The sequence below is a fragment of the Pseudenhygromyxa sp. WMMC2535 genome, assembly GCF_011083025.2.
The window spans coordinates 2259225-2273497 of the sequence record NZ_JABJWV010000001.1 but is presented as its reverse complement, the minus strand read 5'-3'; the positions used below and the strand labels follow the sequence as shown (position 1 = coordinate 2273497).

The window sequence follows — 14273 nt, the reverse complement described above, 5'->3', positions numbered from 1 at the left end:
CACCACTCGGAGCCGCCAAAGGTCATGGCAGAACAAGATAGCCGCAAGGAAGACGATCTCGAGCAACGCATCACCGGGGCCGTACCGGTGGTCCGCTCTTTCCTCGAGACGGTCCTCGGTCTGCTCGGCGTCGAGGTCGAGGTCGACATCGACGTGGAGGACGACGGGCTGCACTGCGACCTCAACACCAGCGAGGAAGAGGGCGGGCTGCTGATCGGGCGCCACGGTGCGACCCTGGACGCGCTTCAGTACCTGACCTTGCGGGTGCTTCAGGCCGAGGGCCTGGGACGCATGCGGATCACCCTCGACGTCGGTGGGTATCGCAACCGGCGCGAGAAGGTGCTGCGCGACATGGTTCAGAACGTGGCCAAGAAGGTGCTCGACAACGGGCGGCCCTACCACTTCGAGCCGATGAGCGCGATGGAGCGGCGGGTGGTTCACATGGCGATGAGCGAGATCGAGGGGCTGCGGACGGAGTCCGAGGGTGAGGGGCGGCGGCGGCACGTCGTGGTGTTCCGCGACTGAGGGTGGAGCTTCTCTCTTCGAGGCCCTGGAGCTTTGCTCTGGGGCTTTTTCTTTTTTGGGGGTGCTTGGTCTTTTTGGGGGTGCTTGGTCTTTTTGGGGTGCTTGGTCTTTTTGGGAGGGGTGCTTGGTCTTTTTAGGAGGGTGGAGGTGACCGGCAGGCACGCGCACGGGCCAGCAGGGGACCCTCAGGCCTCAGACAGACGCTGACTGCGGCCGTATCTGCGCAGAGCGATTGCCTTCCTTTGATGAAGGGATGCGCGTCGAGGGGTGGGTACGTTCGCTAAACTCGGCCTGAGGGTCCCCTGCTGGCCCTTTTGTGCGCGTCTATGTCGGGGGGTATCTCCGCCTCGGTCGGTGGAGGGCGTGGGTTGGCGGAGGGAGGGAGTGGGTTGGTGGGGTCAGCTCAGCTGTTCGAAGGTTTGGCCGCCTTGGGCGTCTAGCTCTTGGTTGCCGACGAGCTCCATGGGGCGGTTGGTTTGGCGGGCGTCTTGGACGGCGTCGCGGAGCTTCTCGAACAGGGCGCGGTGGTTGGGGAGGCCGTGGAGGTCGAGGTTGGGGTCGCTCTGGTCGGTGCTGATCAGGGTGATGCGGCCGTTGCCGAGGAGGCGGTCGAGGACGCTTTGGGTGTACTTGACGTCGAGGACGCGCCACAGCTCGAGGCTGTCGACGGACTTGCCGAGGACGCCGTGCTCGGTCTCGACACGGCGGCCGGTGATCTTGAATTTGGTGGAGGTGTGCTCGAGGTAGGTCCAGGCGAGGCCGGGGACGCCGACGAGCCACAGGAGGCCGAGGATCCAGCCGGGGACGCCCCACTCCATCATGTTGATGAAGATGGCGATGGCGCCGGCGACGAGGGTGACCAAGGTCCACTTGAGGTAGCCGCCGAGGCTGGCGCTGTGCTTTGCGATGCCCTCGAAGAGGACCTCGCCGGAGCCGGGCTGAGCCATGGAGCCCTGCGGCGGCTGGGCGACGGGGCGTGTCTGCGGCGGCTGAGGCTCGGTCATGGACCCAAAGCTAGCAGGCCGGTGGAGAAGGCGACACACCTGCGGGCACGGCTTGTGTCGATGCGGCACAGTCGGCGAGGGCGCGAGTGATGGTTCGACGTGGGTGAGGGGCGTGGTGATGGCCGAAGCGGGTTTTGTGGGCGTTTGGATGGGACTTTGGATGGTGGTCAAAGGGCTGGCACAGCCTTCGCAACGCTGGGAGAGCGAGGGATGACTCGGCCCCGGACCACGACACGGGGGCGCGAGCACAACCACCAACACCATCCCTGAAACAGCACCAAGACAAAGGAGAACGATATGAACTGGACACAGGTCGAAGGACAATGGGATCAGATCAAGGGCAAGGCGCAGCAGAAGTGGGGCAAGCTCACCGATGACGACGTCGAGCAGTGCGCGGGCCGCCGCGAGCAGCTGGCCGGCAAGCTCAAGGAGCGCTACGGCGAGACCAAGGAGTGGGCCGAAAAGCAGCTCGATGAGTTCCTCTCCAAGATCTGATCGAGTCCACTGGAGGCGACGAGCGACCCGCTCTTTGCGAGGATTGTGCGAAGAGCCGCTCGCGGCCCGCGAGCTGGGCCGCATTCGAGAACCCACGCGCGAGGACGAGGTCTTCACCGGTGTATGCCGGCGGGGCCTCGTCCTCGTTTTTGGCTCCTAGGAGCCCGTGGTGAAACCCAGCGCGGCTCCTCGCGCTGGGATTTTCGTCGAGGGCGAGAAGCCAAAACGCCGCTGTACCGGGCGTACTGCAAGTTTTGGCGACAACGCCCTCGGCGAAAAGAGCAAGCGAGGTGTCGTGTTGGGCTTCACCACGGGCTCCTAGAGCGCGCGGGTTTTGGCCAGGTAGGGGCCGATGGCGTGCAGGCCGGGGAGGTCGCGGATGTCCCCGTCGAGGCGGGCGACGATCAGCTTCAGGGCGTCGGCGGGGAGCGAGGTGCAGAGCTGACGCACGGCCTCGAGGGCGCGGTGGTTGGCGTTGGCGGCGTCTTGGCGGACCTCGTGGAGGTGCTCGAGCATGGCGGCCAGGGCCTCGCGATCGTTGCGCGCGAGCTCGTCGCCAAAGAGCTCGACCAGGGCGGCGTCGACGTCGAGCTCGCCGGCCTCGGTGACGATGTCGATGGGCGCGGTGTGGGTCAGGCGCTCGTAGCTGCGGTTGAACACGGCCACGTCGATGTGCACGCCGCGGCCGGCGATGCCCGCGGCCAGGGCCTCGGCGTCGATCAGGTGGGTGGCGTCGCTCGAGCTGACGAGCACGAAGCTCGTGTCGGCGTCGCGGAGGATGTTCTGGATCGAGGAGGCGCGCTCGTGGAAGCCCTCGCGCATGCCGTAGAAGGCCTCGAAGAAGGCGACGGTCTCGTCGACGAGCTCCTTGCCGACCACGACCTGGAAGAGCTTGATCGCGGCGGCGCCGGAGCCCGCGAGCAGCTTGGCCCGCCAGCCCTTGTTTTGGCCGCCCTGGCTGATGAACCACTTGACCACGCCCTCCTCCAGGAAGGTGGCCAGGCGCGAGGGGGCGTCGAGGATGTCGAGGGCGTTGCGGGCCGGGGGGGTGTCGAGGACGACGAGGTCGTAGCGGCCGGAGTGCATGACCTCGTGGAGGCGCTCCATGGCCAGGTAGGCGTGGCTGCGGGCCAAGGTCCCGGCCATGGCCCGGTAGACGCGGTTGCGCAGGACCTTGTCGCGGGTCTCCTCGTCGGGGGCGACCCGGGCCATGAGCGCGTCCATGCTCGCGGCGTTGTCGAACATCGCGGCGTGCAGGCTGCCGGGGACCTCGACGCCCTGCGCGACCAGGTCGTCGGTGGGCACCTCGCGGATGTTGTCGTCGAGGCCGGTCAGACCGAGGGCGTCGGCGAGGCGGCGGGCCGGGTCGATGGTCAGGACCAGGGTCCGGCGCCCGAGCTCGGCGGCGCGCAGGGCGATGGCCGCGGACACGGTGGTCTTGCCCACGCCGCCGGGGCCGACGGCGACCAGCAGGCGCCGGGTCCTGAGCAGCTCGTCGAGGTCGGCGCTCACGAGACCCTCCCGCGGGACAGGGATTGATCGGGGCGGTGGCCGTCTGCCTCGCCGGACATCACGGCCTGGATGTGCTCGCCGAGGGTGGCGATGGTGTCGAGGTCGAGGTCGCGGCGGGTCACGCTGGGTAGCTCGATCATCGGCATGCGGATGTCCCGGCGCATGCGGTTGATCTGCGCGCGGGCGTTGGCCTGGTAGCGCATCGCTCGGCGGGCGAGGGCCACGTCGTCGAGCAGGGCCGCGCGCCCGGCCTGCTCGGCGCGCAGCTGCACGCGGTCGAGCAGCCCGGCCTGGGCGGGGCTCAGCGGGCGCTGGGGGACTTGGTTGACGAAGAGCAGGCCGAGGGCCACGTCGTGGTGGCGATCGAGGCGCTGCCACAGCTCGAAGGTCTCCTGGGCGGGGAGCTCCCGCGGCAGGGTGACCAGGCTCAAGACCGTGCGCTTGGGATCCGTGAGCAGGCTCGAGAAGCCGTCGATCAGCCGGCGCATGGGGCCGTCGCCGATCAGCCCGTCCATCACCGAGGGCAAGTTGAGCAGCATGATCGCGTGGCCGGTGGCGTCGAGGTCGACCAGCAGCATGTCCCAGCGCGGGCGCGAGGGGTGCTTGGGGTCGCGCTCGGCCTCGAGCAGGCTCAGCTTGTTGAGGGTCGCAACCTCGGACACGGAGGGCGCGGCCTGAAAGAACTTCTGCAGCGTCTTGTTGCGGGTGATCGCCCGGGCGACGCGACGCACGGGGATGTGGGCCTCGAAGTACTCGGCCAGGGCCGAGTCGAAGTCGAGGTTCATGGCCCACACGCCGCGGCCGACCTCGCGCGGCTCGTAGCCGATGTGGCCGGCGTCGAAGACGGCCTCCATGGAGGCGCGGTGGCCGAGCTCGACGATCAGCGGGCGCCGGCCCTGGCGAGCGGCCTCGAGGGCGAGGGCCGCGACCACGGTGGTCTTGCCCACGCCGCCTTTGCCGGTGAAGAGCAGCAGCCGGCGGTCGAGGAGGGTGGTCGGGGGGAGGTCGGACACGGGCGAGGCTCCCGGCGGTGCGTAACCCAGGGGACCTCCAAAGTCCACCGCGGGGTGCGCGGAGCGCCCAGGGGGCCGTGGGGCGCAGTCGGTGACGCCGTGGTGGTACCGTGGCGACGATGCAGCCCTGGTCGGCATGGCTTCAGGCGTCGCGCCCGCTGGCGGCTGCCAACGTCGCGGTCCCGCTCATCCTCGGGCAAGCCCTGGCTTTCGGCACGCGCGGCCAGTTCTCGTGGCAGCTCTTTGGCGTCGTTCAGCTGCTCGGCGTGCTCGTCCAGCTCTTCATCGTGTTCGCCAACGACTTCGCCGACCGCGAGGCCGACGCGCTCAATCGCTCGCCGACCCTGCTCAGCGGCGGCTCGCGGGTGATCCAAGACGGCAAGCTGCCCGCCCACGCGCTCAGCCTCGGGGCGTGGATCATGCTCGGCGCGCAGCTGGTCGTGGGCCTCTACCTCGGGTGGAGCGCGGGTCGCTGGTGGACGCTGGCGCTGCTCGGCCTGGCCGCGCTGCTGATGTGGGCCTACAGCTACTCGCCCCTGCGCCTGTCCTACCGCGGTCAGGGCGAGCTCCTCCAGGGTGTGGGCGTGGGCGTGGTCTTGCCGGTGCTCGGCTTCTACGTCCAGGCCGGGAGCTTCGCGGACCTGCCGATCTGGGGGCTGGGACCCTGCTTCATCCTCGCCTACGTCGGCAACCTGCTCACCGCGCTGCCCGACTACGAGGGGGACAAGGCCGCCAAAAAGCGCACCTACCCCGTGCGCTTCGGGCAATTCCAGGCCCGGCGTCACGCCCTGCAGATGTCCATGGTCGCCGTGGGCTTCGGCTGGCTGGTGGTCCCGGGCCTGCCCTGGTGGGCGCGGGTGTTGATCGTGACGATCCCACAGATCCCCCTGATCGCGGCCGCTCGCCTGCTCGGCACCGCCGACGCCAGCAACCAAAACGAGTGCCTGCGCTTCGTGCTGTGGGTGTCTGGTGCGGCGAACCTGGCGATGTTGGCCTGGACGCTGGCTGCGCTGATCCGCGGCTGGGTCGCCTGGGCGGGGGCCGGCCTGGCGTGAATCGTGCTTGCTTCGCGCGCGCCAACCCCGGATGATCTTTCGGCGCGGGGGGCAGGGAACCTGTCCGGCGGCTCGGTGTCTCGGGCCGCAGAGCGTCCTCCGTGCTTGCCCACCGCCCCGTGACCGCCCAGGAAAGCCGAGCCGAAGCCGCGCCGAGCGGATCGGCGGATCAGAGTGACGCCGCTGGTGCGTCCGACTCCAGCGGAGGCGAGGTCCAGCCGGAGGTCGACGCCGCCAAGGCGGCCCGCGACGCCCGTGACCGCCGCCTCGTCCGTCGCCTCAAGCAAGGTGACGAGCGGGCCTTTCAAGAGCTCGTCCACACCTACCAAGACCGGATCTTCGGGCTGATCTACCGGATGATCGGCAACCGCCAGGAGGCCGAGGACATCGCCCAGGAGGTGTTCATCTCGGTCTACCGGGGGATCGGCAACTACCGCGGCGAGGGCCGCTTCTACACCTGGCTCTACCGCATCGCCTCGAACACGACCAAGAACCGCCTCAAGTACCTCAAGGGCCGCAACTTCCACCGCGCCTCGGACATCGACGAGACCCCCGCCGCCCACGTCCACGGCCAAGACGGCGGCCCGGTGGTCGCGCTCCAGAGCCAGGTCCCCGGGCCCGAGGCCACCGTGCAGGGCAACCGCCTCGAGCAGATCGTCCAGCGCGAGATCGCCAACCTCGAGCCCGAGCACCGCCTGCTGATCGTCCTGCGTGACATCCAGGGCATGAGCTACGCCGAGATCCTCCAGATCACCGGGCTGCAAGAGGGCACCCTCAAGAGCCGCCTGCACCGCGCGCGCCTGGCCCTCAAGCAGGCCCTCGCGCCGCACCTGGAGTAGCGCGAACAAAGAGCTTTACCCGCGCCCGAGCAGGACTAGACTCAAGGAAGCACCGCGACCATGGCCGCCGACTCCAACGCCGAGCTGATGACAGCCTACCTCGACGACGCGCTCGAGGGCGGCGAGGCCGAGTCCTTTCAGCGCTGGCTCGACGAGTCGCCCGAGGCCCAGCAGGAGGTCGAGGACCTGCGCAAGCTGCTCTCGGTGGTCCGCGAGCTGCCCGAGATCGAGGCGCCGCCGGACTTCTACGAGAAGGTCGCCAAGAAGATCCGCCGCGGCAAGTTCGGCCCGCAAAACAACGCGCTGTCGCTGATCTCCCTGCCTTTTCAGGTGCTCAGCGTGATCGTGATCATGGTCGTCGCGGCCACCTATCTGATGCTCGAGATCGACCGGGACAGCGCGCGCATCGAGAAAGATCCGAGCGCCGCCGAGGCCCAGGAGCGGGCCCAACGCGAGCGCACAGCCGCCCAGTCCAAGGGCGCGCTCGAGCGCGAGTAGCCGCTGGTCGGCGCCGTCGTGAAGGGGAGCTCGAAACAAGCCCGCGGCGAGGCCTCGGCGCCCCTGCCGATCGCGGCGCTGCTGCCCGCGCTGCGCGAGCCCGGCCGCGCCGGGCAGAACCTGGTGATCGAGGCGCCCCCGGGCGCGGGCAAGACCACCGGCGTCCCGCCTGCGGTGCTCGAGCGCCTCGACGCCCAGGGGGATCCGCGGGCGCTGATCGTGCTCCAGCCCCGGCGCCTGGCCGCGCGCATGTCGGCCCAGCGCGTGGCGGCGCTGCTCGGCGAGCAGGTGGGCGAGCGCGTGGGCTACCGCGTGCGCTTCGAGTCGGCCGGCTCGAAGCACACGCGGATCTGGTTCATGACCGAGGGCGTGCTGCTCCGCCGCCTGCGTGAAGACCCCGAGCTCGAGGGGGTCGCGGCGGTGATCCTCGACGAGTTCCACGAGCGCAGCCTCGACGCGGATCTGCTCCTGGCCATGCTGCGTCGGCTCCAGCGCAGGCGCGAGGATCCCCTGGAGCTGATCGTGATGTCGGCGACCCTCGACGCCGAGCCGGTCGCCGACTACCTGGGGGCCGAGCGCCTGCGCAGCGAGGGGCGCAGCTTCCCGGTCGAGGTCGAGTATCGAAGCGGGCGCAGCCGCAGCGGTGAGCGCCCGCTCGAGGCCCAGGTCGCCGCGGCGGTGCTCGAGCTGATCGAGTCGGGGGTGCTCGGCGAGGGCGGCGAGGGGGGAGCTCGCGGAGGTGGCGAGCCAGGGCACGCGCTGGTGTTCTTGCCGGGGGCCCGGGAGATCCGCGCCTGCGCGGCGCGCTGCGCTGCCTTGGTCGAGCGCGCCGGCGTCGAGCTGCACACGCTCCACGGTCAGCTCCCGCGCGAGCAGCAAGACCGGGCCGTGGCCCCCTCGGCGCGCAGCAAGCTGATCTTGAGCACCAACGTGGCCGAGACCTCGATCACCGTCGACGGCGTGGTCGCGGTGATCGACAGCGGCCTGGCTCGCGTCGCCGACCTCGACCCGGGCACCGGCCTCTCGCGCCTCGAGCTGCGCCCGATCTCCCGGGCGTCGGCGGCCCAGCGCGCCGGCCGAGCCGGGCGGACCCGGCCGGGGATCTGCCTGCGCCTCTACAGCCGCCACGACCACGATCACCGCCCGGCCTTCGACCTGCCCCAGATCGCGCGCCTGGATCTCAGCGGCGCCCTGCTCGAGCTCGCGGCCGTCGGCGTGCACCCGGACTCGGCGGGCGACGCTGGCCAGGGCTTCGCGTGGTTCGAGGCGCCGCCCGAGGCCGCCCTGTCCGGGGCGCGCGGGCTGCTGGAGAGCCTCGGCGCCCTCGGGCAGGAGGGCGCGCTCACGGACATGGGCCGGGCCATGCTGCGCTACCCCCTGCATCCCAGGCTCGCGCGCTTGCTGGTCGCGGGCGTCGAGGGTCGAGTCGGCGCGGCGGCGGCCGGCGTCGCCGCCTTGCTGGCCGAGCGAGCGCTGCGCCGCCCGGGCACGCCGGCGCGGCGCAGCTGCGAGGCCGACGTGATCGAGGACCTCGAGCTCCTCGACGCGCGCCGGGACCGAGGGATCCCCCCCGAGGTCGACCCCGGGGCCCTGGCCGCCGCGCGCCGGGCCGCCGAGCAGCTGCGCAAGCTGGTCGCCAAGGCCACCGGCGGGGCCCAAAAGGGAGACGCGCCGCGCGGCGCCGAGCGAGACGCGGCCCTGCGCCTGGCCGTGCTCGCCGCCCACCCCGACCGCGTCGCCAAGGTCCGCGTCGACGAGCACGATCGCCGCGAGCTGGTGTTCGCCTCCGGCGGCTCGGCGCGCCTGGCCGAGGACAGCGGCGTGCGCTCGAGCTGGGCCGTGGCCCTGCGCAGCGAGGCCCGGCGCGAAGGCACGCGTCGACGCGTGGAGGTCCGCAGCGCCTGCGCGATCGCGGCCGAGTGGCTCTTGGACCTCTTCCCCGACGCGATCGAGGACGACGAGCAGGTCTACTTCGACGCCGCCCGCGAGCGGGTCGTCGGCGAGTCGGCGCTGCGCTACGGCAAGCTGGCGATCGAGTCCTCCGCCCTGTCTCGCCTGCCCCCCGAGCGCGCGACGGCGGTGTTGCGCGAGGCGGCTCGGGCCGCGGGCGCGGCACGCTTTTGCCCCGAGGATCGCGGCGTCTCGGCCCTGGATCAGCTGCGCCACCGGGCCGCGCTGGTCCACCGCGAGCGCGGGGACTTCCCGATCCTCGACGACGCTCGCGTCGCGGCCTGCCTCGACATGCTCTGCGAGGGCCGCAGCAGCTTCGCCGAGCTCGAGCAGGCAAACTTGCTGGCGACCCTCGCGGCCGAGCTCGGTACGGCCTACGGGGATCCGCGAGTCCTCGACCGCCTCGCGCCCGCGCGGGTCGGCCTGGCGGGCGGTCGCAAGCTGACGATCCACTACGAGCCCGACCGCGCGCCCTGGGTGGGCTCGCGGCTGCAAGACTTCTTTGGCACGGACCAGGGCCCCAGGATCCTCGACGGCGAGCTGCCCGTGGTCCTGCACCTGCGCGCGCCCAACCGCCACGACGTCGCCGTGACCACCGATTTGGCGGGTTTTTGGCGCGAGCACTACCCCCAGCTGCGCCAGCGCTTGAGCCGGCGCTACCCCAAGCACGACTGGCCCGAAGATCCCCTGAGCGCCTCGCCGCCGGCTCCCCGGGGCCCTCGCCGAGGTGGGCGTCGACGCTGACCAACGCCCTATCTGGGCGCCACCAATCGGGCGTAACCGAGACTCTTTGTCCAAACACCGCGGGCACGGGCGTGCATCGAGGCGGTATAAAAGCCGCATGTGTCTGCGTGCTTCGGTTCTCGACAAAGGTCGTCGCTGGGCTCGCGTCGCCGCGGTCGCCTGCGGCCTGAGCTGCCTCGCCCCGGCCACCGCCTCGGCCTTTTGCGGCTTTTATGTCGCGGGCGCCGGGTCCGAGATGTTCAACGACGCCACCGTGGTCGTGCTCATGCGCGACGGCAAGCGCACGGTGATCTCGATGCAGAACAACTACCAGGGCCCGCCCGAGGGCTTCGCCATGGTCGTCCCCGTGCCCACGGTGCTCGGCGAAGACGACGTCCGGATCCTCCGCAGCGAGCTCTTCGAGCGCGTCGACACCCTGTCCGCGCCGCGCCTGGTCGAGTACTGGGAGCGAGACCCCTGCGAGCTCGGAGGCACGATCGGCCTGGGCAACCTCGGGCTGATCGGCAAGGGCGCCGGCGGCGGTGGAGTCGGATACGGCCGCGGATCCGGCGGCCACACCGTCGTCGTCGAGGCCGAGTTCGCCGTGGGCGAGTACGAGATCGTGATCCTCTCGGCGCGCGAGTCGAGCGGCCTCGAGGCCTGGCTGCGCGAGAACGACTACGCGATCCCCGAGGGCGCCGAGCCGCTGCTGCGCCCCTACGTGCAGCAGGGCATGAAGTTCTTCGTCGCCAAGGTCGACCCCAAGAAGGTCAAATTCGAAAACGGCCGGGCCACGCTCTCGCCGCTGCGCTTTCACTACGACAGCGACCAGTTCAGCCTGCCGGTGCGCCTGGGTCTGATCAACGCCCCGGACCCCGAGTCCGGCGGCAAGCAGGACCTGATCGTCCACATCCTCGCCCCGCGCACGCGCTACGAGGTCGCCAACTACCCCAAGGCCACGATCCCCACCAACCTCGACGTCAAGCCCGAGACCGCCGAGCACTTCGGTGAATTTTATGTCTCGCTCTTCGACCACACCCTCGCCGAGGCGCCGCGGGCGGTGGTCACCGAGTACGCCTGGAGCGCGGGCGGCTGCGACCCCTGCCCCGGCCCGGACGCCGCGCTGACGGCCAAGGAGCTGCTCGAGTTCGGCGGCGACGTGCTCCCGAGCTGGTCCGACGAGCTCAGCAAGAGCAGCGTCGCCGTGGCCCGGGTGCGCCCGGGCAAGCCCGAGGTCAGCGGCGGCCTCGCCGAGGACATCGTGCGCCGGATCGTTCGCGCGCACATCAACGAGGTCCGCGCCTGCTACAACGACGGCCTGAGCAAGGGGCAGGCCCTGGCCGGCACGCTCGGCGTCGACTTCGAGATCGACGCCCTGGGCGAGGTCTCCAAGTCCGAGCTCGTGCGCTCGACCTTGAAGGACGAGGACGTGGGCGCCTGCGTGGCCAAGCGCATCGAGCGGTGGCGCTTTCCCAAGCCAAAGGGCGGCGGAGTCGTGACGGTCAGCCAGGGCTTCGATCTGACCGGAGGCATGGGCGGCCCCCTGCCGGCCACGGCGAGCTCCTTCGTGCTCACCCGCCTGCACGCGCGCTACGACGCCGAGGGCCTGGGTGAGGATCTGGTGTTCGAGGCCGCGCCGGCGCTCATCGGCGGGCGGGAGCTCATGGACAGCGCGGGCGAGCTCGAGCGCGGGGCCAGGTTGGCGTCGGAGGCCAACTACGGCTTCGTCACGAACAACAATTTCCAGGCCCGCTACGCCATCCGCCACGAGTGGACCGGGGAGATCGCCTGCGAGTCACCCCAGCGCGGGCGCTGGGGCGGGCCGCCGGCGCAGGGCGACAGCAGCGAGACCGTCGTCGCGCGCCAGCTCACCGGGGTCTCCCGGGGCGGCTCGCTGGGCAGCTTCATCACCGCGGGAGCCAGCGCGCAGCTCGGTGTCACGGCCGTGGCTGGGCCGCCCTCGACCCCGGATCCGCCAGCCGAGGACGCGAAAAAAGACGCGCCCGCCAGCGCTGCGGCCGACGACTCGGAGGCCGCCAAGGCGCCGGGCGAGCCCGAGCTCGAGGGTGGTGAGACGCCCGGGGCAAAGGGCTGCACCTGCGCCAGCGAGGCGCGACCGGGCTCGGCGGCTGGACTCGGCGGTCTGGGCTTGCTCGCCCTCGTGGGCTTCGGGCAGGCTCGACGACGTCGACGTCGTCGCGGGCCGTGACCGCGGCCGCGACCGCAGCTGCGAGAGGACACCATGAAGACACGCCGCGCGAGCGCTTCGATCGTTTTACTGAGCCTGGCTACGCTCGGTTGTCGAGGGGGCGGCCAGCCCGAGGCCGCGCCCTCTTCGACTGCCAAGACCGAGGAGGCGCAGGTCGAGCAGGCCCCCGCGAGCGCTGAGCCTCCGGCGAGCGAAGTCGACGCGAGCAAAGCTGCGCCGGGCGACGAGCCCCCGAAGCCCGAGGACTCGTCCGACGCGGTGGAGGCAGCTGCGTCCGCCGAGCCACCGGGCCCCGCGCTCTCCCTCGCCTTTCGCAGCGACAGCTTGATCACGATCTTCGACTCGGGGACCCAGGCCTTCATCATCTATGACGATGGGGTCGTCCCGCTGAGCGCCAAGCTCACGCGCGCGGAGATCCTCGCCGCGCCGAAAGCCTCCTGGATCGGGCGCTCGGCGCTGATGACGACCGTCGCCTACGTCCAAGCCGACGACGGCCGGGCCTGGTGGACCCTCGACGGCAGCCACACGCGTTCGCCGATGGTGGAGATCACCGACTATGTCCTGCGCGACGGTCAATGGAAGGCGGACTCGGCGGGCAACAGCGAGCACCTCGATCGCTACTTTTCCGAGTACCTGCGCGTGGGGGATCGCGTACTCGGCGTGCCGGCCTACACCCTGGCTGCCAAGTGGGAGGACGAATTTCAAGACGAGTCCGAGGCGTTGGCCGAGGCGGTCGAGCGCGAGCTCGCGGCGGCCTCGCGGCGCTTCGTGGACCTCAGCGACTCGGCGGGCGGCCCAGGCTCCAGCGAAGCGCTGCCGCCAGAGCCTCCCGAGGGCGCGATCTTGGGAGACATCGTCGGCGGCAGCGACGGCTGGATCTACGCGGTGGCCATCGGGTCGGGCGAAGATGGGCAGTTCCCCGAGGGTAGTAGGCAGCTCATCGCTTGGTCGCCCGGCGCGAGCGAAGCCAGGGTGCTCACCTTTCCCGATCCCGACTTCGAGCCGAAGACCCTGCGCCAGGACAACCATGGGGTGCTCGTCAGCGATCGTCTGCGCTTGATGGCCGTCGAGGCCGGCGTGTTCACCCCGGTGAAGCTCGAGCTACCCGCCGCGGCCCTGGAAGACATCAGTCTAGCGAGGCCACTGCGGGACATCGCGCGTGCGGACGACGGCGGGCTGTGGCTGCTCCTCAACCCGCAAACGAACTCCGACAGGTCGCTGTGGCACCGCGACACCGCGGGCCGCTGGACCCAGCTCTGGCTAGAGATCCCCGAGGCGCTCAGCGCCGACGTCGAGGCCGACAGCAGGTCGAAATGGGCGAGCCCTCTGCTCCTCGCCTGGTCCGAAGGCGCCCTGTGGATCGACGCCGAGATCGGCGTGCTGTGGACCTCGGACAACATCGACGACCGCGACATCGTTCGCTGGGGCATCTACACCACCGCCAGCTTCGACGCGCCGATCGTGCTCGACGAGACCCCCGCGGCCGAGCTCGCCGAGCTACGCGAGAGCTCGGCGATCTACTGAGACTGCGCAGCGCCCAGACGCGCCTCGAGGGGAGCCCGACGCTCCCCGAGGATGAGCCCGGCATCTCTCGGCGGCGGATACACCCCCGCAAGAGACCACGCCCCATCCACTCCCAGAGGCGGCGGGTACAGCCTCGGCAAAAGAGGCGCACAAAAGGGCCAGCCGGGGACCCTTCCCGCGAGTTTCGCGTACGCTCAGCAGCTTCGGAGCGACACCCCTGACGAAGGACAGGGACAGCCCTCGGACCAGCGGTAGACGTCAGCGAACTGTCTGAGCGGGAAGGGTCCCCTGCTGGCCCGTGCGCCTGCACCGACGTCGGCACGACCCTCGCAAGAGACCAAGCCCCATCTACTCCCGGAGGCGGCGGGTACAGCCTCGGCAAAAGAGGCGCACAAAAGGGCCAGCAGGGGACCCTTCCCGCGAGTTTCGCGTACGCTCAGCAGCTTCGGAGCGACACCCCTGACGAAGGACAGGGACAGCCCTCGGACCAGCGGTAGACGTCAGCGAACTGTCTGAGCGGGAAGGGTCCCCTGCTGGCCCGTGCGCCTGCACCGACGTCGGCACGACCCTCGCAAGAGACCAAGCCCCATCTACTCCCGGAGGCGGCGGGTACAGCCTCGGCAAAAGAGGCGCACAAAAGGGCCAGCAGGGGACCCTTCCCGCGAGTTTCGCGTACGCTCAGCAGCTTCGGAGCGACATCCCTGACGAAGGACAGGGACAGCCCTCGGACCAGCGGTAGACGTCAGCGAACTGTCTGAGCGGGAAGGGTCCCCTGCTGGCCCGTGCGCCTGCACCGACGTCGGCACCCACCCCGCAAGAGACCACGCAAAAGCCCCCGAAGGCGATCTCGAGCTCGGCCCCGCGCACCCAAAAGACAACGGCCGAGCCCCCAAGAGAGACTCGGCCGCAAGACCCCGCCGCGCAAA

The 14273-nt window shown here is 70.5% G+C and carries 11 protein-coding genes; 8 read left to right on the top strand and 3 right to left on the bottom strand.

Going from position 1 to position 14273, the window contains the following annotated elements; all coding sequences use genetic code 11:
* Window positions 1-24 precede the first annotated feature (24 nt).
* A complete protein-coding gene (locus G6O69_RS08525; protein ID WP_172303027.1) occupies window positions 25-525 on the top strand; it encodes a R3H domain-containing nucleic acid-binding protein in 501 nt (166 codons plus the stop codon).
* A 398-nt stretch (window positions 526-923) separates the two neighbouring features.
* Here the strand turns inward: G6O69_RS08525 and G6O69_RS08520 are convergent, their stop codons facing one another.
* Entirely contained in the window at window positions 924-1529 is a 606-nt protein-coding gene (locus G6O69_RS08520; protein WP_172303026.1) for a PH domain-containing protein, read from the bottom strand.
* 297 nt (window positions 1530-1826) lie between these two features.
* On the opposite strand from G6O69_RS08520, the gene G6O69_RS08515 reads away from it, so the two are divergent.
* Entirely contained in the window at window positions 1827-2024 is a 198-nt protein-coding gene (locus G6O69_RS08515) for a CsbD family protein (RefSeq protein WP_172303025.1), read from the top strand.
* Window positions 2025-2342: 318 nt separating this feature from the next.
* Here G6O69_RS08515 and G6O69_RS08510 read toward each other — a convergent pair whose 3' ends face one another.
* Together G6O69_RS08510 and G6O69_RS08505 are read right to left on the bottom strand one after the other, a co-directional pair.
* Window positions 2343-3536, bottom strand: a complete 1194-nt coding sequence (locus G6O69_RS08510; protein WP_172303024.1) for an ArsA-related P-loop ATPase — start codon at window positions 3534-3536, stop codon at window positions 2343-2345.
* Window positions 3533-4549: an ArsA family ATPase gene (locus G6O69_RS08505; protein WP_172303023.1), complete on the bottom strand. Its 1017-nt coding sequence runs from the start codon at window positions 4547-4549 to the stop codon at window positions 3533-3535. The genes G6O69_RS08510 and G6O69_RS08505 overlap by 4 nt, the downstream gene beginning before the upstream one ends.
* Before the next feature lie 119 nt (window positions 4550-4668).
* Between G6O69_RS08505 and G6O69_RS08500 the strand changes: the two genes are divergently transcribed.
* The 6 genes from G6O69_RS08500 to G6O69_RS08475 all read left to right on the top strand — a co-directional run bounded on the left by G6O69_RS08500 (window position 4669) and on the right by G6O69_RS08475 (window position 13347).
* Window positions 4669-5604 (top strand): prenyltransferase, encoded by a 936-nt coding sequence (locus tag G6O69_RS08500; protein WP_172303022.1) that lies wholly within the window; start codon window positions 4669-4671, stop codon window positions 5602-5604.
* Window positions 5605-5723: 119 nt separating this feature from the next.
* Window positions 5724-6443 (top strand): sigma-70 family RNA polymerase sigma factor, encoded by a 720-nt coding sequence (locus G6O69_RS08495; protein ID WP_172303021.1) that lies wholly within the window; start codon window positions 5724-5726, stop codon window positions 6441-6443.
* Between the two features lie 60 nt (window positions 6444-6503).
* Entirely contained in the window at window positions 6504-6941 is a 438-nt protein-coding gene (locus tag G6O69_RS08490; protein WP_172303020.1) for a hypothetical protein, read from the top strand.
* Window positions 6942-6959: 18 nt separating this feature from the next.
* Window positions 6960-9635 (top strand): ATP-dependent helicase HrpB, encoded by a 2676-nt coding sequence (gene hrpB / locus G6O69_RS08485; protein ID WP_172303019.1) that lies wholly within the window; start codon window positions 6960-6962, stop codon window positions 9633-9635.
* A gap of 97 nt (window positions 9636-9732) precedes the next feature.
* On the top strand, window positions 9733-11823 hold the full coding sequence (locus G6O69_RS08480) for a DUF2330 domain-containing protein (RefSeq protein ID WP_172303018.1): 2091 nt from the start codon (window positions 9733-9735) through the stop codon (window positions 11821-11823).
* 33 nt (window positions 11824-11856) lie between these two features.
* Window positions 11857-13347, top strand: a complete 1491-nt coding sequence (locus G6O69_RS08475) for a hypothetical protein (protein WP_172303017.1) — start codon at window positions 11857-11859, stop codon at window positions 13345-13347.
* The last annotated feature ends 926 nt before the right edge of the window (window positions 13348-14273 follow it).